Raw genomic sequence first — 26,275 nt, 5'->3', positions numbered from 1 at the left:
AGCTCCCCCTCCCCTCGTAATCTCGCCAAAGTACCTTCGCCTTCCCCTTGAGGCAACTCGTTAATAATTCGTTCATATAGACGGTTTTTTCTTTAAAATCAATAAGTTAAAAAAAATTCCGGCCTATTCATATTTTAGTCACAAGCAGTCCAAATTAACGACACTTTAATTTCTCTTTGGTAGTGGCTAGTATCCGGCAGACCATGCTCACTGGCCCCCAACCGGGTCCTTGCATGGCCTTTACGAAAGACCTGCCTATTGCAGTCCCAGCCCTTGGAGACCAAAGAGATCATGAGCTTCAAAACCCACAAACTTCGCGATGCGATCATCGTCGCGCTTGCCGTCGGCGTCGCCATTCCCAATATCGCCTCAGCCCAGGACTCGGAAGGCTCGAAGACCCTTGACCGTGTTGAAGTGACCGGTTCACGCATCAAGCGCGCTGAAGTTGAAGGCCCGAACCCGGTCACCGTTATCAGCCGCATGGAACTGGACGCCGCCGGTGAAATCTCGGTTGCCGATTACCTGCGCAACAACGTGTATAACTCCTTCGGCTCGACCCGCGAATCGTCCGGCTCGGCTACCGGTTCGCAAGCTACTATCAGCCTGCGCGGCCTGGGTTCCCAATACACCCTGGTGCTGCTGGATGGTCGTCGCATGACCACTTCGGCTGCGCTTGCCGGCGGTGCCGCCAATATCAACCTGATCCCAACTGCTGCCGTCGAACGCATCGAAATCCTGCGTGAAGGCGCGGGTGCGGTGTATGGCTCCGATGCCATCGGCGGCGTAATCAATGTCATCCTGCGCAAGGACTTTGAAGGTCTGAATTTCAGCGCAGGCTATGAAATGCCGAAAGTAGGACCGAACGGCAACACCGCCAGCATTTCCGGTGGTATCAGTTCAGACCGCGGCAACGTGACCTTCGTGCTTGACCATCAACAGCGCGAAATGATGTACAACCGCGACATCAAGGACATCGTGACCGGTGCCGGTATGCCATGGGGCACCAGCGCCTACAACTCCGCCGCCAATTTCCTCAGCTCCAAGACTGGTTTAGTCGGTGCACCGAATTGTGGCAGCTTTGAAAATAGCATCGTGACCGGTACCGGCCCCAATCCCACCTGTGGTTTCGATCATGGTGCCACCTCTGCCAACGAGTCATCGCTGACCCGTGACTCGTTACTGGTTAATGCCACCTACAACATCACTGACAACACCTCGTTCTTCTTCCGCGCCATTTCCTCGCGCACCTCCAGCATGGGCGTGTATGCCTCGGCACCGGTGGACAATGGCGGTCGTGGTCCCGGCATGCTGCCAACCATCTCGGCCAACAACCCATTCAACCCCTATGGCGTGGATGGCACTCTGTACTACCGCTTCACCCCGCTAGGCACCCGTGACACGATCCGCAGGGACACCATGCGCGATTACAGCTTCGGCCTGCGCGGCAGCAACGGCTGGTTCGGTGGCGCAGATTGGCAAATCGGCGTTGGTCATGGCCGCGTCGCCCAGACCAGTCTGAACTACAACTACGGTATCGGCAGTGCATTGCAACAAGCCATCGATTCCGGTACCTACAACCCGTTCGACCCGACCCATCCAAGCGTGGCCGCCGCCGCCCCATCGATTGCCCACACGGTATTCGTAGAGTCCGAGCTGGTCAGCAAAACCATCGACGGTAATATTTCGTTCGATCTGTTTAATATCGGTGATCGCGCCGCCAGCTTCGTTACCGGCTTCGAGCACCGCCAAGACTCTCTGAGTCAAACCTACGATGCTCAGAGTGCTGCCCGCAAAGTGTTCGGCTCGGCAGGCGCAGGCGGCAACGGCAGCCGCAAGTACAGTGCCGTCTACATGGAAGCATTGTTCCCGGTTCTCGATTCGCTGAACCTCACCGTGGCTGGCCGCTACGATGATTACAGCGACGTGGGTGGCAAGTTCTCGCCGCGCGCTTCGTTCGAATTCCGTCCGCTGGATTCATTGCTGGTTCGTGGCTCGTGGGGCAAGGGCTTCCGCGCACCAACCCTGATGGATCTGCATCGGTCGGCCTCTAGCACCAACCTCAACAGCCCGCCTCTGGCCTCCGCCGGTCTTCCGGGTGGCGACAAGCTGGCATGCGATGCCCTGACTGCCTACCGCCAAGCGTCGGGAAATACAGCATACCAGCCGTACCCGGTCAATCCCTGCAACAGCAGTGATCAGTACACATGGCTGATTTCGTCCAACCCCAACCTGAAGCCGGAAGAATCCAAGAACTGGGGGTTGGGCGTGGTGTGGAGCCCGACCAATACCCTGTCGTTCGCACTTGATTATTACGACATCAAGATTGATAACATCATCACCACCGTACCGCGCGCACTGGCGTTCAAGTACGGCGATGAAGGACGTCCTGGCTACGGCGTGACGCGTTCTGATCCGTTCACTCCGGCCGCCGGTGTCACCCTGCCAGGCGCTCCCAACCTTATCCTGTTGCCAATTGACAATGGCGCATCGCGCACCACTCGTGGCCTTGATTTCGAAGCAAGCTACCGTATTGAAACCGACACTATGGGCCGTTTCAGCAGCAAGCTAGCATGGTCGCATGTGATCGAGCGCAACTTCACCCCGATCGGCGACACCGTGGCCCAGAAGCAGGCCGGCACTGCCGGTATTCCGAAGGACCGTGGCCAACTGTATCTCGGCTGGGATAAGAGCGTGATTAGTACCGCCCTGATCACCAACTACATCTCCGGCAGCAGCGATGGCACACCAGCCACCACCCTGCCGTCTTGGACCACGTTTGACGGCCAAGTTTCGGTCGCCACACCGTGGAAGGGCAAGGTCACCTTGGGTATTCGCAATATCGGCAACAAGATGCCTCCGTTCAATGACAGCCTGTTCGGCTTCCCGTACTACGACAACACCATCTACAACATCTGGGGCCGCACCCCATACATCCGCTACGAGCAAAGCTTCTGATTGCCGTTGTGATGCTGTAGTGACAAACGAGCGGCCCGACTTGTGCGGGCCGCTTTCTTTTTTGCCATATCATCCCCGGATGAAGAACAGTCTTGAATTCGACACGCCAGCACAAGCTGACGCATGGACACGCCTGTGGCGGCGTGGCGTACTACACTCTTGCGCTACAGCCATCGCTGGTAACTACGATGGCGCCATCGCCCGCTTCTGGGGTGATCTGTTCCAGTCGCTGAACAGCGGCGATCAGGTAATCGACCTAGCCACCGGCAACGGTGCTTTGGCACTCCTTGCAGCTCAGTATGGCAAGCAAAACGGTATCGCACTTGATATCCACGGCGTGGACCTGGCTGATATAGACCCCGTACGCGATGTAATCACCATTGACCCGTTATCGATGGACATTCACTTCCATCCCCGCACCTCGATATCCAAACTACCATTCCGCGATAACTCGGCCAATCTACTCTGCTCGCAATATGGCTTTGAATACAACGCAAACGAGTCCACGGCAGCCGAACTTGTCCGCGTGTTGGCACGGGATGGCTGCATCGGCCTCATCCTACACAGCGACGATTCAGTAGTGGCGCATACCGCACCAATTCAGCTCGATGCTATCGATTACCTACTCAATAGCAGCCTGTTCGATAACATCCGCGCGATGGCCGGATTACTGGCCGAGCATGCCACCCCCGCCGCACGCCGTGCGTTGGCTGATAACCCAGCCGCCGAACGGGTTCGGCTGGCATTCAATCATACCGTCCATTCGTTAATGGATCGGCTCGATCAAACCCCCAAAGCCCATGTGCTGACACAATCCGCCCAACAGATTGCCTACATCCTGCACATGGCTCAACACGCAGACCATGCAGGCATTGATGCTCGCATCGCTGATTGGCGAGACGGACTAGAAGCCGAGTATGAGCGCTTGCACGATCTGCAACAGGCCCTGCTCAGTGTTGAGCGCCTAAACATCATTGCCAGCTGGTTTCGCCAGCGTGGACTTGTGGTGGAAACTACCCCCATCACGCAGGCAGAGGGTATTCGAATGGGCTGGAGCTTGACCGCCCGTTATGGATAAAGCCACACACGCACGGCAACTACATCAAGCTGGCAAGCTCGGGCAGGCTGTCACCTTCTATCGGCAGGCCTTGCAGAAGGCACCACACGACCACCAACTGATGTTTGATCTGGGCATCGCCTTACTGCAAGACGGGCGCCCCGACGACGCCGGCCTGCTGTTAGCCGCCATCCCGCCACAAGCCGATTCACATCCCGAAGCAATGTTGGCATTGGCTACGGTATTACGCACCCAACAGCAATTTAGCGATGGCTTGCATGCCGCCAAGGCAGCAGCCCAACTATTACCGAACCACCCGCTCGCTTGGCTGATGTTGGGCAGCCTGTACGTGTTGAACAGCCAGCATGCCATCGCCGAGCCGGCCCTGCGCAAGGCTTTGCAACTGGCCCCTGATTTTGCGGAGGCCTGGCACTATCTGGGCGAATCCTTGCAGGCACAGCGCCGCTACCATGAAGCCGCAACTGCCTACCATCGGTCTGCACAGGCACAGCCCACCGATATCATCAATATCGGCATATGCGCCGAACTTTCAGGCGACTTGCCCGCCGCCCGTGCCTACTATTTGGAATCGAACAAACTCACGCCGGGACGGCTTGATATTTTAGTGCGGCTAGCCAATGTTTGCGCCCAAATGTGCCACTTGCAGGAAGTGGAAGACATCTGCGCCACTGTCGCACAGCTCACCTCCCACCCATACCATGAATTTGATGCCAACCATATTGAACCGTTCCCGCTCAGCTATTTGCCATTACCGGAAGCGTTCAAGCGCGATGCATTGACAACCTACGCCGCGCGCGTGGTAAAACGTGCCGAAGCCTCATGCATCGAATTGCCTTCCACACCCCCAGCACACATGGGCAATCGCATTCGCATTGGTTATCTCTCGCCCGATTTAGGCAACCATGCAGTCGGTCAGCTATTGCGTCAGCATTTTGCAGCCCACCAGCGTGATGGCTTCGAAGTATTTGCCTACAGCCTGCACGATCATCAGGACGAGATAGCACGTGAGATCGCTATTGACGTTGAACATTTCGTAATGTGCGAATCGATGTCCGCTGCGGAAATCGCCCAGAGAATTCACCGAGATGGCATTGATCTGTTAATCGATCTGGGCGGCTATACACTAGGCGCAAAACCCGAAGTACTAGCGATGCGCCCGGCCAAACATCAGCTTGGCTGGCTGGGGTTTATCCACGGCCAACAAGCGCCCTGGCTGGATGGCATCATCCTCGATAGGTATTGCGCACCAGCCAGCATCGATTGGCCGTATCGGGATCGCATCATATGGATTGACTCCCCGATGTTTCCAGCATGGAAACCCGCACAAGCAAAAGCCGACCGGGCAAAATTTGGTTTCCCACATGACTCACCGATCCTAGCCAGCTTCAACAATAGCTACAAACTAGATACCACACTGCTCTCCGCCTGGGTACGTATCCTACAGGGTGCACCAAAGGCGCATTTGCTGGTTTTCATGCGCAACTTACCTAGCAGATCCGGTTTTCTAGAAGCCTGGCATATGCTTGGCGGCGACCTGAATCGACTGCAATTTGTCGAAGCAGTTTCGTTTGATGAACAACTGCAACGCGCCGCCAGTTGCGATTTGTTTCTAGATGCTTTTCGCTATCAAGCGGGCGCCACCGCGATATTCTCGATAGCTGCCGGCTTGCCACTCCTCACCGTGGCAGGCAATACGCCAGCAGCGCGGATGAGTGCCGGGATCAACCACTATCTAGGCATGGATGAACTGCTGTGCAACGATACTGAGCAATACATCAGGCGAGCCACCACCTTGGCAAATAATAGCGAGCAACTGGCTACCGTACGGCAACAGCTTGCCCTGCAAGTGAGTAAGTTCGATCTGCTCTCACCACGTCGCTGTGCAGCCGAAATAGAACGCATCTCATCGGAATTAATTGCTGGCTCAGTCAGTTGGATCACGCATTCGCAACCACTTCACGACTGAACACGGCAACATCACCTACCATCATGGGCACACCACCTGTCAATCGCCTGCTGGAAAACATACACACCGCCCTCCGGCGGGGTCACAACTCAACGGCGATTGTCTTGCTAGATAGCGCATTGGCCACCGATGCTAACCAACCTGAGTTGTTGTATCTGCGCGGCATGGCACGGATGCGATTGAACAACATGTACGCCGCCATTGTCGATTTCAGCGCCTCCTTACGGCTTTCACCGGATAATCCCGCAGTGTTGTTCAACCGCGCACTAGCACATAACGCGGTGGATGCCACCGAAGAAGCCCTGGCAGATTTCTGTCATGTAGCGTGTTTGCAGCCGGCAGTAAGTGATGCCCATGCCAATGCCGGTATTCTGCTGCTACGCATGGAGCACTACACAGAAGCCATTGTCAGCTTGCGTATCGCACAACAATTGGCACCCAGCAATCTGGCAATCCTACGTAGCCTAGGCAATGCCCTGCGAGGCGCCGGTCAAACCGAAGAAGCCCTCCATGCCCTCTCGCACTGCGAACAACACGCAAGCCATGATCCAGCTACCCTCACCGACCATGGCATGGCACTGTTGGCCAGTGGTCGTGTCGATGAAGCCCGCTTGCGATTCGAGCGCGCGTTCGCAATCAGTCCATTGGATCAAACCGCCTTGGCCGGCTTGTACATGGCCGCCGATGCTTTGGGGGATACCGCGCTGGTGGATCAGCTGATGAATTACCCACAGTTGCTTAGCCCGCAACCGGACACAAACCATGCTCTAGATATTTCAGCCTTGCGCGATGCCACACTCACCCATCCATCACTGCACTGGGAGCCTACCGGACGTTCCACCCACCACGGCCAACAAAGCGTGATGCTGGATTTGAGCCGGAACTCAGCCTTCGCCGATTACGGGCACTTGATTGAACAACACGTAGCCGCACGGATCGCCGCGATTGGAAATAATTCAGCATTGCGTTCTCATCCCTGGGCCAGCCACATACCACAGCGCTGGCGTTTACAATCATGGGCCACCGTTCTTCATCACGATGGACACCAAAGTCCACACATCCATCCCGCTGGGTGGATGAGTGGCGTGTTTTATCTCGATAGCGGCGATGCCGAAGATGCATGTGACGGCCAATTGATCTTTGGCCATCCACCGGCCAGCCAAGCCTGTCTGTCACCACGCGAGGATGTGTACACCCCCGCCAGTGGACAATTGCTCAGCTTCCCTTCGTACTTTTTCCACCACACTCGCCCCTATCGCGGCAACCGTCCACGCATCAGTTTGGCATTCGATGTGATCCCGCTGGCGAGTCACTGAACAACCCAAGGATGCTCCAACATCACAGAATCAGCTCAGAATCCATCATGCAAATTATCTGTTTTGGCAGCCCCAGTCTCGGATATGTGCCGAATCGGGCGCTATTCAGTCCATCCTAGCTTGATCCAGACCTATCAACCCAACGCTGTTGCTGTCCGCCGCTGCTCATCCCTCAACGCCTCCGGCATCCGCGCGCCGTACTCGTCGAGGTATTCGCCGATGCTGGCGAGTTCATGGGCCCAGCCTTCGCGGTCGTAATCGAACAGCTTTTCGCGGGCCTCGGGGGTCAACTCGACACCGTCGAGGTTGACGTCCTCGATCTTCGGCAGATGGCCGATCGGTGTCTCGATACTGCCGGCCTTGCCTTCGACGCGTTTCAGCATCCACTCCAGCACGCGCATGTTGTCGCCGAAGCCCGGCCAGAGGAAATCGCCGCTCTCACCTTTGCGGAACCAATTGACGTGGAAGACCTTGGGCAGGTTGGCGCCCGCTTTGTCGAACGACAGCCAATGATTGAAGTAGTCGGCGAAGTTGTAGCCGCAGAAGGGCTTCATCGCCATGGGGTCGCGGCGCATCACGCCGACCGCGCCGGTGGCGGCGGCCGTGGTTTCGGAGCCCATCGCGGCGCCGATCAGGACGCCATGGGTCCAGTCGCGGGCTTCGAACACCAGCGGTACCAATGAAGCGCGACGGCCGCCGAAGACGATCGCCGAAATCGGCACGCCCCGCGGGTCTTCGGCCATCGGCGACCAGCTCGGGCACTGCCTGGCGCTGACGGTGAAGCGCGAGTTGGGGTGCGCGGCGGGATTGCCCGAGGCGGGATCGAAAGCGTTGCCTTTCCAGTCGGTGGCGGGCGCGCGCTTGTCGAGTCCTTCCCACCACGGCTGGTTGTCGTCGGTGACGGCAACGTTGGTGAAGATGGCGTTCTTTTGCAGCGAGGCGAGTGCGTTCGGGTTGGATTTTTCCGAAGTGCCGGGCGCGACGCCGAAGAAGCCGGCTTCCGGGTTGATCGCGTAGAGGCGGCCGTCGGGGCCGGGACGCATCCAGCAGATATCGTCGCCGATCGTGGTGATTTTCCAGCCATCGCGCACGTAGCCCCGCGGCGGGATCAGCATGGCGAGGTTGGTCTTGCCGCAGGCGCTGGGGAAGGCGGCGGCGATGTAGTGCTTCTCGCCCCGCGGGTTTTCGATGCCGAGGATCAGCATGTGTTCGGCCAGCCAGCCTTCACCGCGGGCCTGATGGCTGGCGATGCGCAGCGCGTGGCATTTCTTGCCGAGCAGGGCGTTGCCGCCATAGCCGGAACCGAAGGATTGGATTTCCAGCTCTTCCGGGAAATGCATGATGAAGCGGCGGTCGGGGTTCAGCTCGCCGATGGAGTGCAGGCCCTTGACGAAGCCGCCTTCGCGCTCGATACGCTTGAGCGCGGCCTCGCCCATGCGGGTCATGATGCGCATGTTGGCGACAACGTACGGCGAATCGGTGATCTCCACGCCGCAACGCGACAGCGGCGAATCGATCGGCCCCATGCAGTACGGCACGACGTACATGGTGCGGCCCCGCATGCAGCCTTCGAACAGCCCGCGCATCTGCTCGCGGGCGATGGCCGGTTCCATCCAGTGGTTGTTGGGGCCGGCGTCGTCACGCTTGGCGGTGCAGACGAAGGTGAGATGCTCGACACGGGCGACGTCGTCCGGATGCGAGCGATGCAGGTAGCTGTTCGGGTGGGTCTCTTGGTTGAGCCTGAGGAGCGTGCCGTCTTCAAGCATCCGGGCGATCAGCGCCTGGTTCTCCGCATCGCCGCCATCGCACCAGTGGATGCGATCGGGCCGGGTCAGCCGGGCGACTTCCTCGATCCACTGGTTGAGCGACGCAAGCTGGCTGGTGGTGGCGGTCATGGCGTATCCGTGTGTTGGCGATGGCGTAGGGCCGGAAATTCCGGCACAACGGCGCGGGACGATGCCGCGCTCAGGATTTGTGCGGAATCAGCGTCGCCCGCATGTGGTCGACGTAATCCTCGAATTCCTCGCGCTGCATGTCGCGCTGGCCGAGTTGCAGGTTGAGTTGCAGGAAGCCGACGTAAGCGGCGTACGCCAGGCGCGCGCGATGCTGGGCGTCGGTGGCGTCGAGACCGGCCTGGCGGAAGGCGGCGGTCAGGTAGTCCATGCGGCGCTTGGAAACGCGGCCGATCACCGGCTGTACGGAAGGATTGTCCAGCGCCTTCAGCAATTCGCTGTAGATGACGTGGGACTGCACCTCGTGGGCGACCAGCTTGAACAGCGCGCCGAGGCGCTCGGCCGGGTCGGACAAGCCATTGAGCTGGCCGAACACTTCTTCCTGCTCATGCGTTTCCCAACGCTCCAGCGCCGCTTGCAGCAGCGCATCGCGCGAGGGGAAATGCCAGTAGAAGCTGCCCTTGGTGACGCCCAGCTTGCGCGCCAGCGGTTCCACCGCGACGGCGGAAACGCCTTGTTCGGCGATCTGTTCGAGCGCGGCCTGCGCCCAGTCGTCGGCGCTCAGGCGGCCGCTGCGTTCGGATTTCTTGGCGGTGTCGTTCATCTCGCCATTGTAACCATACGGAAGTGTCTGAATGCGTATGCGGCAGTGCAGCTTGACAGCCGCCAAACCAATCCATACTTTTCCGTATGGATGCGTCATCAGGTTGATGAAGTCATGACGCAACCTCCTCCATCCTTATCCGAAACCCTGCCATCCAGCTCCGGGAGTGCAGTATGAGCATCGTCGTTCCTTTCCTTGTCATCCTGGTGGCCGCGGCGCTGGCCGCCTACCATCGCTGGCGTCTAGCGGTGTGGGCGGCATTGACCGCCACCGGCCTGGTCGCCTGCTGGCTGCTTGGCGCCAATACCACGGCGATCACCGTGGCCGCGGCGATCACCGCCATCGTCGCGCTGCCACTGCTGATCGCGCCGGTGCGCAAGGCGCTGGTGACTTCGCCGCTGTTGGCCTTCTATACGCGCATCCTGCCGCCGCTGTCCGATACCGAGCGCACCGCGCTGGAATCGGGTACGGTGGGCTTCGAGGGCCAGTTGTTCTCCGGCATGCCGGAATGGAAGCAATTGCTCGACCAGCCCAAGCCCGAGCTGACCGCCGAGGAGCAAGCCTATCTCGACGGCCCCACCGAGGAGTTGTGCCGGATGGTCGACAACTGGGAGATCGACCACGTCCGCGCCGACCTGCCGCCGCACCTCTGGGACTACATCAAGCGCAACAAATTCTTCGGCTTGAACATTCCAAAGGAATACGGCGGCCTGGGCTTCTCCGCGCTGATGAACCACAAGGTGATCCAGAAACTGGCCTCGATAAGCTCCGTGGTCAGCTCGACGGTGGGCGTGCCGAACTCGCTGGGGCCTGCCGAGTTGCTGATGCAATACGGCACCGAAGAGCAGAAGCGCCAATACCTGCCGCGTCTGGCCGATGGCCGCGAAGTGCCCTGCTTCGCACTGACCGGCCCGTTCGCCGGCTCCGACGCCACGTCGATCCCCGACTACGGCATCGTCTGCAAGGGCGAGTGGAACGGCGCCCAGGTGCTGGGCATCAAGCTGACCCTCAACAAGCGCTACATCACCCTGGCCCCGGTGGCGACGCTGATCGGCGTGGCCTTCCGCATGTACGACCCGGACGGTCTGCTCGGCGACAAGAAGGACATCGGCATTTCGCTGGCGCTGGTGCCGCGCGACGTCGAAGGGCTGGAGATCGGCCGCCGCCACTTCCCGCTCAATTCCCCGTTCCAGAACGGCCCGATCAAGGGCCGCGACGTATTCGTGCCGCTGTCGCAATTGATCGGTGGCGAGGAGTACGCGGGACAGGGCTGGCGAATGCTGATGGAATGCCTGTCCATCGGCCGTTCCATCACCCTGCCCTCCACCGCCAGCGGCGGCGCCAAGATGGGCGCGGTCACGGTGGGCGCCTACGCCCGCATCCGCAAGCAGTTCGGCCTGTCGATCGGCCGTTTCGAAGGCGTGGAAGAAGCGCTGTGCCGGATGGGCGGCCATGCCTATGCGATCAGCGCGCTGTCGCAAGCCACCGCCGCCGCCGTGGCGCGCGGCGAGAACCCGGCCGTGCCCTCGACCATCTCCAAGTACCACTGCACAGAAATGGGTCGGATCGTCGCCAAGGACGTGATGGACGTGATCGGCGGCAAGGGCATCATCCTCGGCCCGCGCAACTTCGCTGGCCGCGCCTGGCAGGCTTCGCCGATCGCCATCACGGTGGAAGGCGCCAACATCATGACCCGCTCGCTGATGATCTTCGGCCAGGGCGCGATCCTCTGCCACCCGTGGGTGATGAAGGAGATGAAGGCCGTGCAGATCGCCGAGCGCGGTGAGCGCATCGACGCCTTCGACCAGGCGCTGTTCGGCCACGTCGGCTACGCCATCTCCAACGCGGTGCGCAGCTGCTGGTTCGGCCTGACCGGGGCCAGGTTCGGCAGCGCGCCGGGCGATGATTACACCCGCCGCTACTTCCGCAAGCTCAACCGCTATTCCGCCAACCTCTCGCTGATGGCCGACGTGTCGATGCTGCTGCTCGGCGGCAAGCTGAAATTCAAGGAATCGCTGTCGGGCCGCCTGGGCGACGTGCTGTCCCAGCTCTACATCGTCAGCTCGATGCTCAAACGCTACGAGGACGAAGGCCGCCCGGAGAGCGACCACCCGCTGCTGGCCTGGGCGGTGCACGATTCGGTCAACAAGATCGAGACCGCGCTGTCCACCGCACTGCGCAACTTCCCGGCGCGCCCGATGGCGTGGCTGCTGTGGCCGATCATCTTCCCGTGGGGCCGCCGCGCCCAGGCGCCCTCCGACCGGCTGAGCCACAAGGTCGCCAGCCTGCTGATGACGCCATCCGACGCCCGCGACCGCCTGGCCCGCGGCGTGTTCACCACTCCGACCGAGAACAACCCGGCCGGCCGCATCGTCAGCTATCTGCCGAAGTTCGTGCTGGCCGAGCCGGTCGAACGCAAGTTCCAGAAGGCGTTGAAGAACAGCGACATCGAAGCGCTCGAATTCGACGACCAGTTGGCCGAAGGCGTGCGCGAAGGCTGGATTACCGGCGAGGAGGCGGCCCAATTGAAGGAACTGCGGGTGCTGACGCTCGACACCATCACGGTGGACGACTTCGACCCCGAGGAACTGCGCTCGGCAGGCTATGCCGATCTCGTCGCCCGCGAGGAGGGCCAACGGCGCGAAGTGGCCTGATCCCCTCTTTCATCCCCACCGATCCCCGCCGCGCGCGGGGATCGTCTTTTCAGGAGTCGCTCTCGGAGCCGCGCATGGACCTCCCCGCCATTTGAAATCGCCTCTCCCACCTGCATGGCGGCCGCTGGCTGTTCAGCCGGCTGGTCTGCCTGAAAGCCCCCTGTTTCTCCAGCATCGTCCCGCGCGTCGAGCAATTTGCGGCCGGGCCGCGGCATCGCCTCGATGCGCCAGCGCCGCGCGATCGGCAACCATCTCGGCGGCGTCCATGCCATCGCCCTGTGCAATCTGGCCGAGTTGATCGGCGGCCTGGCCTGCGACCCCCCCCCCCCCGGCATGCGCTGGATCCCTCGCGGCATGCAGGTGGGATACCTGAAAAAAGCGCGCGGCCGGATGACCGCGGTGGCGACACCTGAAGCCGACCCGCGCGTGGCCGAGGCCGGCTACGCGCCGTCGTTTCTGGTCTCGGTGACTGATCCGACCGGCCGGGAAGTATTCCGCGCCCACATCGCAATGTGGATATCGCCCGCCGCGCGCGACCACGCGGCATGACCGGCCGGCTGCCGGCGGCGCGCCCCGCGAAGCGCACTATGCGGCCGTGAACCTGGCCCACGGCTGCGCCGACCTAACGCTTGATTTCCAAGCAGCCTACGCGGTCATGCACCCCGCCGCGCGCCCCACTTCCTGGCACAAATCTTTCTAAGCGGCCCACTCGGCCGTGAACGACATCCATGACAACATCATCGACGTGCAGGATTTCTTGGCGGCCTACTCGGGCGGTGCCATCCCGCGTTCTGGCGGCGCTTCCACCGGCCACGCCCGCGGCCATTCGCCCCGTCGACCGACCGCGCGATCATTCCTATCCTCAAGCCGCGCTTGGCGTGGGTATCGTGGCCCGCCTATAGCATTCGCCGGCCACCCGCCTGGCTTCATGCGCCTGTTCTGGAGCGGCCGCCCGATCGAGCGATTCGTGTTCCTCCGCGCCAACCGGCCACGGGTGCGCGCATTGAACGCGGTGTGTACTGGGCGCGCCGCCATTCGCTGCCGCTCCATGGTTCGCGGCGCTGAGTCAGCCAAGAGATTTCCGGGCGCACGCCAAGCCGCAGCGGCAGGATGCTGGTGCCGATACCGGGCGTGACGAACAGCAGCCGCTCACCGTCGCGCACCTGCCCACTCAGCCAGTACGAGTCGGGCCTGAACCCGGAAGTCCGCCACGGCGATGAAAACGGGTTGACCTGGCCGGCGTGGGTATGCCCGCTGACGGTCAGCGCCACCCGCGCCGGCAGGCGGGCGAAGGTGGCCGATTCGTGCGTCAGCGCCACGACCGGCGCGCCCGCCGGCACTGGCGCGAACACGGTGGCGATATCGGAGCGGTCCTCCATTTCGTCGCCCAGGCCCACCAATTGGAAGTGACACTCGCCCGCCGTCACCGGCACCGCGCGGTGATCGATCATCTCCACACCCGCCGCGCGCATCGCCCGCGCCACCGCCTTGCCGCCCTTCCACCAATCATGGTTGCCAAGTACGCCATAGACGCGCTTTTTCGCCGTCAGCGACCTCAGATGCTCGGCGATCACCTCACCCGGCACATAGTCGCCGAACAGCACCTTGAAGGTAACGTAATCGCCCGAGCAGAACGATCCCGGCATCGCTGGCGACGAGCTTCGCCACCACCGTGTCGATCTGGCCGGTGCCATTTCCAAACGAGCCGGTATGCAAATCGGCGGCGACATCGATGCGCAGGCCCTCGCAAGCGCTCGACCAGCCGCGCAGTTCGAGCGCGCACGCACGCTCGGTCAACCAGCGTGTCTCAATCGATAACGCGTACAAGCCCAGCAGGATACCGGCCACGAACACCACCCGCACGGCCAGCACGAAACGGGGCGGCAGGCGCATGCGCTTCACCGCTCGACCTGCTCCTGGAGCGCCTTCTGCCGCCGCAGTACCTGCCAGGCGCTTGCCAGCATCGCCAGCGCCACGCCGATGCCGGCCACGAACACCGCCCGCGAGCCGAACGTCGCCAGCCATTTGTGCAGCCAGACGAAACCGAGATCGCCGCCACGGTAGACGGCGGTATCGATAAAAGCCTTGGCCTTGTAGCGCGACTCGCGGTCGACCCGCGTGTAGAGGGTCTCGCGGCCCGGCTTGGCCAGCGAGAACTCGCCGGCGCGGGTCAGCACCTGGGTGATCGCCACGAACAGCGGCAAGGGCGACATCGCCAGCACGCAATAGCCAATCAGAATGCCGAAGACCGGGATCAGCAGCGCCGGCGCCAGCCCGTGCCGGCGCAGCAACCAACGGGTGACGAACAACTGCACGACGATGGTGACGATGTTGATCGCCCAGTCAATGGTGGAATAGAAGCGCGTCGCCGAAGCCTCGTCGGGATAGGCCAGCTTCACGATCGCCGCCTGTTCGTTGTAAAGCAGCGTGCCGACGCCAACCCCGAAGAACATCAGCATCGCCAGCGCCGCCAGCAACGGATCGCGCGCCACCAGCCTCAACCCCGCCCAGATCGAGCCGCCCATCGCCTCGCCACGGTTGCCCGGCCACCTCACGCCCTCGCGCCGCTGCGCCCACGGCCGCAACTGCACGATGCACAGCAGGCAAACCACGAGGAACCCGGCCGAGATCAGCAGCAGATTGTCCACGCCGATGCGCCCGACCATCTCGCGGGTGATCGCCGGGCCGACCAGCGCGCCGATGGTGCCGCCGGCGCCGATGAAGCCATACACACGCTTGGCCTGCGCGTGCGAGAAGACATCGGCCATATAGCTCCAGAACACCGACACCGCGAACAGGTTGAACACCGCCACCCAGATGAAGAACACCGCGCCCCGGCCGGAAATCTGCCGATCGAACGCCCACCAGAAACCGAGCAGGCAGGCGATGAAGAGCAGGTACAGCATCGGCAGAAACACCCGGCGCGGGAAACGCGCCACCAGCGCGCCGTAAAACGGTTGCAACGCCAGCATGACGATGAAAGTGCCGGTGAACAGGATCTGCAAGGTGAAATCCTTGAGCGCCCAGCCATGCGACCCGGCCCATTCAATCCACGCCCGCGGGAACACCGTGACGGCGTTGCCGGCCGCACCCATGGCATCGCGCACCGGGCGCAGCACGTAATAGCCACAGAGCAGGCAGAAGAAATAAAGAAGCGCCCACCACAGCGGTGGCGAGTCCGCCAGTTCTTCGCGCAGGCGCGCAAGGGCGGAGACTTCCTGGTTGGCGACCGGCTCCGGCATATGCGACTCCATACGAATGGCGCGCACGTTAGCCGAAGCAGGCCGCACAGGCCAGCGTGGCCCGCGCCGTCACGCCCACCCGGCCTTCGCGGACAAGGCATACCCCTATGAAATCAACCGCCTGCGACAACAAGCTATGCCTGTTCATGCACTTTCCAGAGCCAAGGTCTAGTATGCCTCCAGCCCATGTCGCAGGAACGAACCCGATGAGACCCGCCATGCCGAATCGTCTCCGTCGCGCCCTGTCGGGCCTACAAATCGGCGGCTTGGCCATGCTGCTGCCGGTCGCCTCGGTTTCGCCCGCCCAGAGCAATCCGCACTGGCCCGCCAACCAGCCCCAGCCACCCGCCACGCCCGCGGTGGCACAGCCGGGTTCCCCGCTGGACCGCTACTTGCAGGAACGCCAGCAACAGGCGCCGCTCTATCCGCAGCCGGGGATGACGGCGCCACTGCCATTCGATGTCCACACCTTCGAATCGCTGGCACAGCAGTTGGTGGCCAACCAGCGCGTGCCGGGTCTGGCCGTCGCCATCGTCCAGAACGGCCAGGTGCTCTCCGCGCGCGGCTACGGCATCACCGATACCGTGCGCCCGGAGCCGGTCGATGCGCATACCGTGTTCCGCCTGGCCTCGCTGTCCAAATCCTTCGCCGGCACACTGGCCGGCATGCTGGTGGACGAAGGCACCCTGGCCTGGCAGCAACCCGTCACCCGCTACGTGCCCGGCTTCCGCCTACAGAACCTCGATTACACCCAACGCCTGTCGATCGCCAACGTGCTGAGCCAGAGCACCGGCCTGCCGCGCAACGCCTTCGACCGCGATATCGAGGGCAATGCCAGCTACTACGACGCGCGCGCCAAGCTTTCCAGAGCACCGCTGCGCTGTGGGCCGGGCGAATGCTATTCCTACCAGAACGTCGCCTTCAGCGTGTTCGGCGACGTGGTTCACGCCGCCACCGGCCAGCTTTACGACGACAACATCCAGCGCCGCATCTTCAAGCCATTGGGCATGAACGACGCCAGCCTGGGCCTGGAAGGCATCGCCCGCAGCCCGCGCTGGGCCAAGCCGCATGTGCGCGGTGGCGCCGGCTGGCGTCCGCTGATGCCCAAGCCCACCTACTATCGGCTGGGACCGGCGGCCGGCATCAACGCCAGCATCCACGACATGGCGCAGTACCTGGTGGCGCAAACCGGGCACCGCCCCGACGTGCTCTCCACGCAGGTGTTGAGCAGCATCCACACCCCGCTCATCGATACGCCGGGCGAAATGAACGGCTCCAGTTGGCGACGCGAGCGCCTGACCGCGGCTGGTTACGGCATCGGCTGGCGCGTTTACCACTACGCCGGCCAGCCGCTCTATTTCCACGGCGGCGCAGTGCAGGGCTATCGAGCGGCAATGGCGCTCCTACCCGGTCGCGACCTGGGCGTGGCGATCTTGTGGAACAGCGAAAGCAGCCTGCCCTCGGGCCTGTTGCCGACCATCCTCGATAGCGCCATTGGCCTGCCCCAGGTGAGCTGGCTGAAGCTGGAAAGCATACCCGGCGCCAACGCTTTCGAGGACATGGCCGAGGGCGCCAGCGCCACTGGCAGTAGCAATCCGCGCTAGAGCATGACATTGGTTTCCGGCCAATACATCGCGCCGGGATAAAGCCCTCTTATGCCACTGTCGATTCCGACAAAAAATGGGCCGCCGCCCCCTTACCTGGCCGTGATGGCCCCGCAAGCGCGGCAACGCAAGCGCGACTTGCGCCCGATGTTCAACGCCCCCCTGAATGCGCGGGCCAAAGCACACTGGTGCTTGATTCCCCATGAGTTTCCGCCTTTGCAGGCAACCTAGCAGCAGCCCCAGCGATGGCTATAGACCGGTCGCTTCAAAGCCATGACCAACAACAGCCCACACTTAAGTGTTCGGGGCAAGCAGGGACAGCCCAACGCACTTGGCCCGGATGCCCGTTCCCCTGACAACTCACCTGCGAAAACGGGCCACTGGCCACCCAAAACGGCTACAAACGCAAACAAGAGATCGCCTACCTGGACCGCAGCGCGGGCCGACCTGGCGGCCTGTGGCACGGACCGGCTATTCGCGCGCATCGACGAAAAAGCGCCGCGCCATGGAAACAAAAAGGAATACCGAACGATTGCGCTACGGCGGTACTCTTCGCGGAGTTCAAGGCTTGCGGCGTGGCGTGGATGTGCGACGGGCGGCCACCCGTCAACGCGTGCTTGCCGATAGCGGGAGACGCTTCGTGCAGCACGCATAACGACTGATACTAGCGCATATACGACGTCCACGGTCGCAAGCCAGAGCGGTTATGCTGGCCGAGCGGGGAGCGGGGAGCGGGGAGCGGGGAGCGGGGAGCGGGGAGCGGGAAGCGGGAAGCGGGAAGCGGGAAGCGGGAAGCGGGAAGCGGGAAGCGACAGTAAACATCAGCGGCGAACGGCAAGCGGCAAACACCGGGAGACCCGCATGAAAAAGCGTTTCGTCTATCTATCCGACCTATCCGAGGAAGAACGGGCCAAGCTCACGCCCATCCCCACACCGTGGCCGTTGCGTTTTGAGTCACTCTCTTTCGGGGTGCGCTGCTTCAATACCCTTCGTAGCAGTGTCAAGCTCAGCCACTCCCAGTTCATGCCCGACAGCAAGTTGCTCGGGCCTTCCCCAAGATGGAGCGCTCCCTGCCTGCCGGGCAAGTGCGGCAACTCGCATCTGATTATTCAGGCCATACCTCGCCAAGCCTGTAGAAATAACCGACAACAATTTACCAATCAGCAGAGAGCAACGTCATGACAAAGACCATCAACCCAGAAAGGCTTAAGGCTGCCGCCGAGCACCTGGAATGGGTATTAAGGCAATATCCAGGCATAAAAGATATTCAAGAATTATTGCAAAGCCTATCCCCGTTGATTAAAGACGCCAAAGCAGGAAGGGTGTCATTACCGATAGAAAGACAAGATGTCCCCGGAGCCTACAGTTTTTCTGACGGCGCTTTTATTCCCTACAGCAACCCAAGTGTCGGATCTGCATATACAGAATTCAGAATAGAATTAAGGGGCGGGCTAACCGACAAGGAAAAGAAAAACATTGAACAACTGGAGGAAATGAGAAGGAGATTTAATAATGAATAACTCCTTGACTCCAGACGATGTTAGACAGAGACGAAATATTGATATTGATGAAGCCAAAACCTTCAAGACGCTTGGAGTAAGCACCCAAGAGGTTGAGAGTTATTTACTAACAGCAGAGGGAAGAATTTATCAAAAAAAGCTTATCGAGGCAGACCCAAATGCATCCATGAGAGAAATTAATGATCGTGCTATCGGCCAACTCATGTCCGGCCGGGAACTTCCCCGTATGGAGATCATCGACGAGCCCCTGACCAAGATCGTCCCCGTAGGCGAGAAAGTTTCCCCATACTCCCCTTATTTCTCCAAGCAATCCGAGTTCGAAACCACCCTGGCCCAGGGCCACAGGCTCAACGATCGCTTTGGCCTGCCAATTGCCAGCGAGGCGCAAGTCTACGACCTCTATCGCATCACCCCCAAGGGGCCGACGGAGGTCTTCATCAGTTCAATCGCCCCCACATCCGAATTGAATGGCCTCGTGACCCGGGCTGGCGGTGCGGAGCAATATCTCGTCCCCAATCGAGCGCTGTTTTCCGAAGCCGTCCACATCACTCGTATCGGCAACGACCTTGCTCTGCACGATCAACTCGTCGTCGCCAAAGGACTGGGTGAACCGATTGGCATTTTGAGCAACGTCAATCGCACACCCAACCTGCACGGCCATCCAGCGATCAAGGGACTGGCCGCCGTCGGCGCCATCGCCAGCATTACCGACGCCATGCACACCGGCCAGCGTGTCGATACCCTTCTGGCTCAGGACAATCTGCTCGGCGCGAAGCACGAATTGCGCGATTACGCCGTCAATAATGCCAACGCCTGGGTCGCCGCTTATACCGTGGGCAAACTCGGCGCCGAACTGGGGGGACGGCGGGGCGTATATGGCGCGGTCGCCGGGGGAATCGCGGGCGGTATCGCCGGCTATGTGTTGTCCGAAGAAGCCATGCGGCGCCTCGACGCCCGCGAGGTCGCCACCCAAGCCGACGCCCTCGGCCGGCAATGGACGTTCAACCGCCGCGAGTGGGTCAGCCCCCTGCAAGCCGACCTCGACGCCGACGGCCAGGCCGCCCCGCAAGCGTTCGCCGCCGATTTCGACACCCGTCGAGAGTTGGATTACAAGGCCACCCACCAGTCCGTGGAAATCGGTCTTGCCCGCCTGCCGCCCCCGCGTAATCCCTACCGCCTGGACGCCAACGACCAGGATCGCCCCAGCCTTACCCCCGCCCCGTGGCTGCACGACCCTGATACCCAGCAATGGCAGCGCAATCGCGCCACGGATGCGCGGCCCAATGGCGGCTATCACTATCAGCCGGAAGTGGCCTCCCCCGAACGCGCCGCCCAACTCGACCGCCAGGCCGCCGACGTCATCCAGGCCAATATCGCCCACGGCCCCGCCGCCCTTGCCGCCCGCTACGATGTGGCCCACCGGCTCAATGGCTGGGCGAACATCGAGACCGTCTCCATCCCGGCCGCCATCCACACCGCCCGCGACCCCGACCACCTACAAGCCTCCAACGCCCGCCCCTACCAGCGTGGCGACGACGGCCTGTGGCGGCACGGTCACGAAGTAGCCACTGGCCCTATCGCCGCCGAACTCGCGGCCACCCGCGCCGCCCTGCAACCTCAACTGGCCCAGCACGCCCGGACGATGGCCGCCCTACCCGTCTGGCAAACCCCGACCCAGGAACAACGCGACCTCGCCCACCTCGCCAATACCTATGCCAGCCATGGCGTGGCTCCCCATGCCGAAACACTGGCCGCCGTCCATCTGGCGGTGAATACCACCCGCGCCCGGACCGGCCTCGACCCGGCCAACACCGCCCTCGCGCTCGACCCGAACGCCACCGGCAAATACGACGTCCACACCCGCAGACCACGCCGGTTATGCTGGCCGCGAGGGAAACGAGCAGCAACCGCAAACATCCGTGGCGAACGGCAAACATCGATCCGTGCGGGGACAGCGCCAGACCGGCCGTCTCTGTGAAAACACCCCCACTCAGGAAGCCAGACCATGAAGATCATCGATAACCTTTTCAGGCGAAAAGAACCGAAAGAGCCGTGGCCGCTCCGGTTCGATAGTTATTCATTCGGCGTGCATTGCTGCAACACGCTCAAATGCAGCGTCATTTTTGACCGCTACCAACACTCCATATACTTGGACAGACCTTCTGGAGAACCCCGTCCTCCGAAGAATTGGAGTGCTTCATTTGGCAGCACGGAAGCATTCGAGACTCGCGGATTCCCTTCGCCTGTCGACATCAAATGGACGGCATTGGATGGCATCGAACGCGAAACGGAGATAGACCTGGAGACGGTCTTCCCGGGGCATGAAATCCTGCATAACGTGCCACGCGAAAGTGTTGATGAATACTGGGCCACTCACATGAAGCATCATGCACGAATTTACTTAGAAATCAATGACCGCACCATCAATATCTACATAAAAGCTCGCGTCCCCACAAACATAATAGAAGACCCCATTGGATGCCCGGTCAAAATAATATCTCACCGTGACATGTTGCTGGCCTGGACAAGAACCTACCAAGGGGAGTGAACCACATGACCGAGCACCGTAAGAAAGTTTCCCTCATGCTGGGCCAGGATGGCTTACCCATGGACGATGTCTCGCACTACGAGGCAACGCCTGAACATCTACGTAGCTTCGACCAAGCCTCCGATCAGCTATCCAAGTTCAAGGCCCCTCAGCCATCCCTGTGAAAACACCCCCACCTAGGAAGCCAGACCATGAAGATCATCGACAACCTTTTCAGGCGAAAAGAACCGAAAGAGCCGTGGCCGCTCCGGTTCGATAGTTATTCATTCGACGCACGATGCCACAACACACTCAAATGCAGCATCATTTTTGATCGAACACAGTTCGCATTAACCAGAGAGCTAAATGGGCCTTCTGGGGAACCACACAGACCTGACTGGAAGGAGCACTGGAATGCGGGATTTGGCAGTACGGAAGAATTCGAGACTCACGGATTCCCTTCGACTGTCGACATCAAATGGACGGCATTGGATGGCATCGAACGCGAAACGAAGATAGACCTGGAGACGGTATTTCCGGGGCATGAAATCATTCATGATGTTCCCAGGGAAGAGATTGATGAGTACAGGGCCGCAAATGAACGACACCATGCCTGGATTTTCCTCGAAGTCAATAATCACACAATCAATATTTATATCAAGGCACTCGTAGCAACCAATCGCTTAAAAGATCCGAGCAATGATCATAAAGCCATTGTCGTACGCGCCGACATGAAGCTTGCATGGTCGAATACGTATTAAAGGAGCCATGGTAATGCCAAAGAAAATTTTGATCCCTTTGGGCCAGGATGGCTTACCCATGGACGATGTCTCGCACTACGAGGCAACACCTGAACATCTACGTAGCTTCGACCAAGCCTCCGATCAGCTATCCAAGTTCAAACCCCTCAGCTATCCCTGTGAAAACACCCCCACTCAGGAAGCCAGACCATGAAGATCATCGATAACCTTTTCAGGCGAAAAGAACCGAAAGAGCCGTGGCCGCTCCGGTTCGATAGTTATTCATTCGGCGTGCATTGCTGCAACACGCTCAAATGCAGCGTCATTTTTGACCGCTACCAACACTCCATATACTTGGACAGACCTTCTGGAGAACCCCGTCCTCCGAAGAATTGGAGTGCTTCATTTGGCAGTACGGAAGCATTCGAGACTCACGGATTCCCTTCGCCTGTCGACATCAAATGGACGGCATTGGATGGCATCGAACGCGAAACGGAGATAGACCTGGAGACGGTCTTCCCGGGGCATGAAATCCTGCATAACGCCAAGCAGGCGGATTTGGAGCCGTGGTGGGCTATGGGAGGATTCTTTGGCAAGGGGCATCATGCCGAAATTTTCTTAGAAGTCAACGACCGAACTATCAACTTCCATATGAAGTCGATGGTGCGCACGAAAAACCTGAGAAATGCACCAGACGAACCGGAAAGTCATGAAATACTTAACGACCTTTTACTGGCCTGGACCAAAACGTTTTAGGGAGCGAAACAATGACTAAAAAAGTCTCAATCATGCTGGGCCAGGATGGCTTACCCATGGACGATGTCTCGCACTACGAGGCGACACCTGAACATTTGCGCAGCTTCGACCAAGCCTCCGATCGGCTATCCAAGTTCAAAGCCCCTCAGCTATCCCTGTGAAAACACCCCCACCCAGGAAGCCAGACCATGAAGATCATCGATAACCTTTTCAGACGAAAAGAACCGAAAGAGCCGTGGCCGCTCCGGTTCGATAGTTATTCATTCGACGCACGATGCCACAACACACTCAGATGCAGCATCATTTTTGATCGAACACAATTTGCATTAACCAGAGAGCTAAATGGGCCTTCCGGGGAGCCACACAGACCTGACTGGAAGGAGCACTGGAATGCGGGATTTGGCAGTACGGAAGAATTCGAGACTCGCGGATTCCCTTCGCCTGTCGACATCAAATGGACGGCATTGGATGGCATCGAACGCGAAACGGAGATAGACCTGGAGACGGTCTTCCCGGGGCATGAAATCCTGCATAACGTGCCACGCGAAAGTGTTGATGAATACTGGGCCACTCACATGAAGCACCATGCGTGGATCTATCTAGAGATCAACGACCGCACCATCAATATTTATATTGAAGCTCGCGTCCCCACAAACATAATAGAAGACCCCATTGAATGCCCAGACAAAATAATATCCCACTATGACATGTTACTAGCCTGGACAAAAACCTATTAAGGGGAGTGAGCGACATGACCGAGCACCGTAAGAAAGTTTCCCTCATGCTGGGCCAGGATGGCTTACCCATGGACGATGTCTCGCACTACGAGGCAACGCCTGAACATCTACGCAGCTTCGACCAAGCCTCCGATCAGCTATCCAAGTTCAAAGCCCCCCAACTATTCGATCCAAACGATGTTCACTCGCACTTACTGATCGGATTGATGGACGGCACTGGAAATGACATTGCTCAAGACCCAGTGCATGCCACCAATGTGGCGAAGTTCCGTGAACAAATACGCGACATAATAAATTCAAAAACCGGATCGAGAATTTATTACGAATATATTGAGGGCCCAGGCACGCAGACAAACTTTTTTGAAAAGGGCGTAGATAGCGCCACAGGCTATACCAGCCTGGCCCGCGCCGAGGAAATGTATGACCGCCTTTTTATACGAGCACAAAAAATCTACGAGGCGGACCCCCATGCAAAGATCGCCATCCACCTGGAAGGCTTCAGTCGAGGCGCCAGCCAGGTGCCATTACTGGCAAGGATGATCGACGAAAGAGGTATTCCCGATCTTGATCGGCCTGTCATCACCCTGGATGCGCAAGGTAACGAGGTGAAGAGTTTTCCCCATTTCCTCCAACCACCCGGCCAAACCCCACTCACCGTCGGCCTATACGACCCGGTGCCCACCGGCTATATGGAAATGCTCGACCGCAGGCTGCCGTCTTCGACCGTTTCCGGTTTCCAGATCACCGCCGCCAACGAGCGTCGGGGGCTGTTTCCAGTCGACCAGATCATCCCTAAAGGATTATCCGAGGATGGCCGATTCCTCAACGTCACCGTGGCCGGCGCGCATTCCGATGTCGGCGGGAGTTATATCCGCAACGGGCTCGGCATCCGCAGCTTCAATCTGATGACCGATTATCACAACCGGCTGCTCGGCGACTCGATCCTGCCACGCCTGCACGAGCCGGAAGACCCCAGGATGAACGTCATCCATCGCTCCGAAGAGGGCAATCTACTTTTCCGTACCGCCCCCAAGATGGAGCGCGCCCTGCCTGCCGGGCAAGTGCGGCAACTCGCATCGGATTATTCACACCATACCTCTCCAGGCATGCTCGCCCATGCTCCCGCACAATCACCGGAACCCCTGCGGGCCGAGTTGCGTCCTATGCTGAGCGAAGCGCAACCCGTGCAACGCACGGCCCAGGTGTCCGCACCGGCATTGACCGAGGGAGAAACGCTGGAAACGCGGTTGCGGCAAATGGGGCCTGTGGAGTTCAAGCCCTACGAACCCCCCATGCACCAGCGCCCCGGCGTCAGGGCCGCGGGCGCTTTGGGGGCCGTCGGCGCCATCGCCAGCATTACCGACGCCATGCACACCGGCCAGCGCGTCGATACTCTCCTGGCTCAGGATAATCTGCTCGGCGCGAAGCACGAATTGCGCGATTATGCCGTCAATAATGCCAACGCCTGGGTCGCCGCGTATACCGTGGGCAAACTCGGCGCCGAACTGGGGGGACGGCGGGGCGTATATGGCGCGGTCGCCGGGGGAATCGCGGGCGGTATCGCCGGCTATGTGTTGTCCGAAGAAGCCATGCGGCGCCTCGACGCCCGCGAGGTCGCCACCCAGACCGACGCCCTCGGCCGGCAATGGACGTTCAACCGCCGCGAGTGGGTCAGCCCCCTGCAAGCCGACCTCGACGCCGACGGCCAGGCCGCTCCGCAAGCGTTCGCCGCCGATTTCGACACCCGCCGCGAGTTGGATTACAAGGCTTCCAATCAGTCCGTGGAAATCGGTCTTGCCCGCCTGCCGCCCCCGCGTAATCCCTACCGCCTGGACGCCAACGACCAGGATCGCCCCAGCCTTACCCCCGCCCCGTGGTTGCACGACCCTGATACCCAGCAATGGCAGCGCAACCGCGCCACCGACGCGCGGCCCAATGGCGGCTATCACTATCAGCCGGAAGTGGCCAACCCCGAACGCGCCGCCCAACTCGACCGCCAGGCCGCCGACGTCATCCAGGCCAATATCGCCCACGGCCCCGCCGCCCTTGCCGCCCGCTACGACGTGGCCCACCGGCTCAATGGCTGGGCGAACATCGAGACCGTCTCCATCCCGGCCGCCATTCACACCGCCCGCGACCCCAACCACCTACAAGCCTCCAACGCCCGCCCCTACCAACGCGGCAACGATGGCCTGTGGCGGCACGGCCATGAAGTGGCCAGCGGCCCTATCGCCGCCGAACTCACGGCCACCCGCGCCGCGCTACGACCTCAACTGGCCCAGCACGCCCGGACGATGGCCGCCCTACCCGTCTGGCAAACCCCGACCCAGGAGCAACGCGACCTCGCCCACCTCGCCAATACTTATGCCAGCCACGGCGTGGCTCCCCATACCGAAACACTGGCCGCCGTCCATCTGGCGGTGAACACCACCCGTGCCCGGGCCGGGCTTGACCCGGCCAACACCGCCCTCGCGCTCGACCCGAACGCCACCGGCAAATACGACGTCCACAGCACCATCGCCCATCTGCGCCGCGATGACGATGGCGTCATCCGCGTCGCCGCCCTCACCACCGATGCCGACATCCAACAGGCGCGGCAGGACATCCGGGCGCAGCGGGCGCTC

Annotated in this window: 20 protein-coding genes and 1 pseudogene; 16 read left to right on the top strand and 5 right to left on the bottom strand. The window is 60.6% G+C overall.

The window, feature by feature from the left end:
- Positions 1 to 291 precede the first annotated feature (291 nt).
- The 4 genes from EBB59_RS11590 (at position 292) to EBB59_RS11575 (ending at position 7,315) form a co-directional block, all read left to right on the top strand.
- Positions 292 to 2,955: a TonB-dependent receptor plug domain-containing protein gene (locus EBB59_RS11590; protein ID WP_147455577.1), complete on the top strand. Its 2,664-nt coding sequence runs from the start codon at positions 292 to 294 to the stop codon at positions 2,953 to 2,955.
- 79 nt (positions 2,956 to 3,034) lie between these two features.
- Entirely contained in the window at positions 3,035 to 4,033 is a 999-nt protein-coding gene (locus EBB59_RS11585; RefSeq protein ID WP_158601795.1) for a class I SAM-dependent methyltransferase, read from the top strand.
- The gene (locus tag EBB59_RS11580; protein ID WP_122102308.1) at positions 4,026 to 5,999 is read left to right on the top strand and encodes an O-linked N-acetylglucosamine transferase, SPINDLY family protein; all 1,974 of its coding nucleotides are present in this window, start codon (positions 4,026 to 4,028) and stop codon (positions 5,997 to 5,999) included. Before EBB59_RS11585 ends, EBB59_RS11580 begins: the two co-directional genes overlap by 8 nt.
- A gap of 23 nt (positions 6,000 to 6,022) precedes the next feature.
- Positions 6,023 to 7,315: a putative 2OG-Fe(II) oxygenase gene (locus tag EBB59_RS11575; RefSeq protein ID WP_122102307.1), complete on the top strand. Its 1,293-nt coding sequence runs from the start codon at positions 6,023 to 6,025 to the stop codon at positions 7,313 to 7,315.
- Between the two features lie 134 nt (positions 7,316 to 7,449).
- On the opposite strand, the gene EBB59_RS11570 is transcribed toward EBB59_RS11575, so the two are convergent.
- Entirely contained in the window at positions 7,450 to 9,210 is a 1,761-nt protein-coding gene (locus EBB59_RS11570) for a phosphoenolpyruvate carboxykinase (GTP) (RefSeq protein WP_122102306.1), read from the bottom strand.
- 70 nt (positions 9,211 to 9,280) lie between these two features.
- Positions 9,281 to 9,871 carry a TetR/AcrR family transcriptional regulator gene (locus EBB59_RS11565; protein WP_122102338.1) on the bottom strand — a complete coding sequence of 197 codons (591 nt, stop codon included), beginning with the start codon at positions 9,869 to 9,871 and terminating at the stop codon, positions 9,281 to 9,283.
- Positions 9,872 to 10,044: 173 nt separating this feature from the next.
- Here EBB59_RS11565 and EBB59_RS11560 point away from each other — a divergent pair, with 173 nt between their 5' ends.
- Complete coding sequence (locus EBB59_RS11560) at positions 10,045 to 12,525, top strand: acyl-CoA dehydrogenase (RefSeq protein WP_122102305.1); 2,481 nt, start codon at positions 10,045 to 10,047, stop codon at positions 12,523 to 12,525.
- A 110-nt stretch (positions 12,526 to 12,635) separates the two neighbouring features.
- A pseudogene (locus EBB59_RS11555) lies at positions 12,636 to 13,074 on the top strand (hotdog fold domain-containing protein).
- 377 nt (positions 13,075 to 13,451) lie between these two features.
- Here EBB59_RS11555 and EBB59_RS11550 read toward each other — a convergent pair.
- From EBB59_RS11550 to EBB59_RS11540, 3 genes are read right to left on the bottom strand one after another with little or no spacing between them, the layout of a single operon-like run.
- Entirely contained in the window at positions 13,452 to 14,171 is a 720-nt protein-coding gene (locus EBB59_RS11550; protein WP_147455576.1) for a metallophosphoesterase, read from the bottom strand.
- A complete protein-coding gene (locus tag EBB59_RS11545) occupies positions 14,101 to 14,418 on the bottom strand; it encodes a hypothetical protein (protein ID WP_147455575.1) in 318 nt (105 codons plus the stop codon). Before EBB59_RS11545 ends, EBB59_RS11550 begins: the two co-directional genes overlap by 71 nt.
- A 5-nt stretch (positions 14,419 to 14,423) precedes the next feature.
- Positions 14,424 to 15,767, bottom strand: coding sequence for an NTP/NDP exchange transporter (locus EBB59_RS11540; RefSeq protein WP_122102337.1), 1,344 nt, complete (start codon positions 15,765 to 15,767; stop codon positions 14,424 to 14,426).
- A 218-nt stretch (positions 15,768 to 15,985) separates the two neighbouring features.
- Between EBB59_RS11540 and EBB59_RS11535 the strand changes: the two genes are divergently transcribed.
- The 10 genes from EBB59_RS11535 to EBB59_RS11495 all read left to right on the top strand — a co-directional run.
- Positions 15,986 to 17,371, top strand: coding sequence for a serine hydrolase domain-containing protein (locus EBB59_RS11535; RefSeq protein ID WP_211327740.1), 1,386 nt, complete (start codon positions 15,986 to 15,988; stop codon positions 17,369 to 17,371).
- An 861-nt stretch (positions 17,372 to 18,232) separates the two neighbouring features.
- A complete protein-coding gene (locus EBB59_RS13520; protein ID WP_147455574.1) occupies positions 18,233 to 18,553 on the top strand; it encodes a hypothetical protein in 321 nt (106 codons plus the stop codon).
- Positions 18,550 to 18,891 (top strand): hypothetical protein, encoded by a 342-nt coding sequence (locus tag EBB59_RS13515; RefSeq protein WP_147455573.1) that lies wholly within the window; start codon positions 18,550 to 18,552, stop codon positions 18,889 to 18,891. Before EBB59_RS13520 ends, EBB59_RS13515 begins: the two co-directional genes overlap by 4 nt.
- 226 nt (positions 18,892 to 19,117) lie before the next feature.
- Complete coding sequence (locus EBB59_RS11520) at positions 19,118 to 20,869, top strand: hypothetical protein (protein ID WP_122102301.1); 1,752 nt, start codon at positions 19,118 to 19,120, stop codon at positions 20,867 to 20,869.
- Positions 20,870 to 20,896: 27 nt separating this feature from the next.
- The gene (locus EBB59_RS11515; protein ID WP_122102300.1) at positions 20,897 to 21,439 is read left to right on the top strand and encodes a hypothetical protein; all 543 of its coding nucleotides are present in this window, start codon (positions 20,897 to 20,899) and stop codon (positions 21,437 to 21,439) included.
- Between the two features lie 5 nt (positions 21,440 to 21,444).
- The gene (locus EBB59_RS13900; protein WP_158601794.1) at positions 21,445 to 21,603 is read left to right on the top strand and encodes a hypothetical protein; all 159 of its coding nucleotides are present in this window, start codon (positions 21,445 to 21,447) and stop codon (positions 21,601 to 21,603) included.
- 27 nt (positions 21,604 to 21,630) lie between these two features.
- The gene (locus EBB59_RS11510; RefSeq protein ID WP_122102299.1) at positions 21,631 to 22,179 is read left to right on the top strand and encodes a hypothetical protein; all 549 of its coding nucleotides are present in this window, start codon (positions 21,631 to 21,633) and stop codon (positions 22,177 to 22,179) included.
- Positions 22,180 to 22,368: 189 nt separating this feature from the next.
- Positions 22,369 to 22,914 (top strand): hypothetical protein, encoded by a 546-nt coding sequence (locus EBB59_RS11505; protein ID WP_122102298.1) that lies wholly within the window; start codon positions 22,369 to 22,371, stop codon positions 22,912 to 22,914.
- 188 nt (positions 22,915 to 23,102) lie between these two features.
- The gene (locus EBB59_RS11500; protein WP_122102297.1) at positions 23,103 to 23,651 is read left to right on the top strand and encodes a hypothetical protein; all 549 of its coding nucleotides are present in this window, start codon (positions 23,103 to 23,105) and stop codon (positions 23,649 to 23,651) included.
- 14 nt (positions 23,652 to 23,665) lie between these two features.
- A partial coding sequence (locus EBB59_RS11495) for a phospholipase effector Tle1 domain-containing protein (RefSeq protein WP_147455572.1) occupies positions 23,666 to 26,275 on the top strand: 2,610 nt, incomplete at its 3' end.

The sequence above is a fragment of the Solilutibacter pythonis genome (assembly GCF_003697345.1).
GTDB lineage: Bacteria > Pseudomonadota > Gammaproteobacteria > Xanthomonadales > Xanthomonadaceae > Solilutibacter > Solilutibacter pythonis.
This window is presented reverse-complemented; position numbering and strand designations above follow the sequence as displayed.

Excerpts from the sequence above, each read along its gene's own strand:
- EBB59_RS11575 (WP_122102307.1), top strand. The coding sequence starts at position 6,023 with ATGGGCACACCACCTGTCAATCGCCTGCTGGAAAACATACACACCGCC.
- EBB59_RS11515 (WP_122102300.1), top strand. The coding sequence starts at position 20,897 with ATGAAGATCATCGATAACCTTTTCAGGCGAAAAGAACCGAAAGAGCCG.
- EBB59_RS11550 (WP_147455576.1), bottom strand. The coding sequence starts at position 14,171 with ATGCCGGGATCGTTCTGCTCGGGCGATTACGTTACCTTCAAGGTGCTG.
- EBB59_RS11590 (WP_147455577.1), top strand. The coding sequence starts at position 292 with ATGAGCTTCAAAACCCACAAACTTCGCGATGCGATCATCGTCGCGCTT.
- EBB59_RS11540 (WP_122102337.1), bottom strand. The coding sequence starts at position 15,767 with ATGCCGGAGCCGGTCGCCAACCAGGAAGTCTCCGCCCTTGCGCGCCTG.
- EBB59_RS13515 (WP_147455573.1), top strand. The coding sequence starts at position 18,550 with ATGACAAAGACCATCAACCCAGAAAGGCTTAAGGCTGCCGCCGAGCAC.
- EBB59_RS13520 (WP_147455574.1), top strand. The coding sequence starts at position 18,233 with ATGAAAAAGCGTTTCGTCTATCTATCCGACCTATCCGAGGAAGAACGG.
- EBB59_RS11500 (WP_122102297.1), top strand. The coding sequence starts at position 23,103 with ATGAAGATCATCGATAACCTTTTCAGACGAAAAGAACCGAAAGAGCCG.
- EBB59_RS11505 (WP_122102298.1), top strand. The coding sequence starts at position 22,369 with ATGAAGATCATCGATAACCTTTTCAGGCGAAAAGAACCGAAAGAGCCG.
- EBB59_RS13900 (WP_158601794.1), top strand. The coding sequence starts at position 21,445 with ATGACCGAGCACCGTAAGAAAGTTTCCCTCATGCTGGGCCAGGATGGC.
- EBB59_RS11535 (WP_211327740.1), top strand. The coding sequence starts at position 15,986 with ATGCCGAATCGTCTCCGTCGCGCCCTGTCGGGCCTACAAATCGGCGGC.
- EBB59_RS11585 (WP_158601795.1), top strand. The coding sequence starts at position 3,035 with ATGAAGAACAGTCTTGAATTCGACACGCCAGCACAAGCTGACGCATGG.
- EBB59_RS11510 (WP_122102299.1), top strand. The coding sequence starts at position 21,631 with ATGAAGATCATCGACAACCTTTTCAGGCGAAAAGAACCGAAAGAGCCG.
- EBB59_RS11545 (WP_147455575.1), bottom strand. The coding sequence starts at position 14,418 with ATGCGCCTGCCGCCCCGTTTCGTGCTGGCCGTGCGGGTGGTGTTCGTG.
- EBB59_RS11520 (WP_122102301.1), top strand. The coding sequence starts at position 19,118 with ATGGAGATCATCGACGAGCCCCTGACCAAGATCGTCCCCGTAGGCGAG.
- EBB59_RS11565 (WP_122102338.1), bottom strand. The coding sequence starts at position 9,871 with ATGAACGACACCGCCAAGAAATCCGAACGCAGCGGCCGCCTGAGCGCC.
- EBB59_RS11570 (WP_122102306.1), bottom strand. The coding sequence starts at position 9,210 with ATGACCGCCACCACCAGCCAGCTTGCGTCGCTCAACCAGTGGATCGAG.
- EBB59_RS11580 (WP_122102308.1), top strand. The coding sequence starts at position 4,026 with ATGGATAAAGCCACACACGCACGGCAACTACATCAAGCTGGCAAGCTC.
- EBB59_RS11560 (WP_122102305.1), top strand. The coding sequence starts at position 10,045 with ATGAGCATCGTCGTTCCTTTCCTTGTCATCCTGGTGGCCGCGGCGCTG.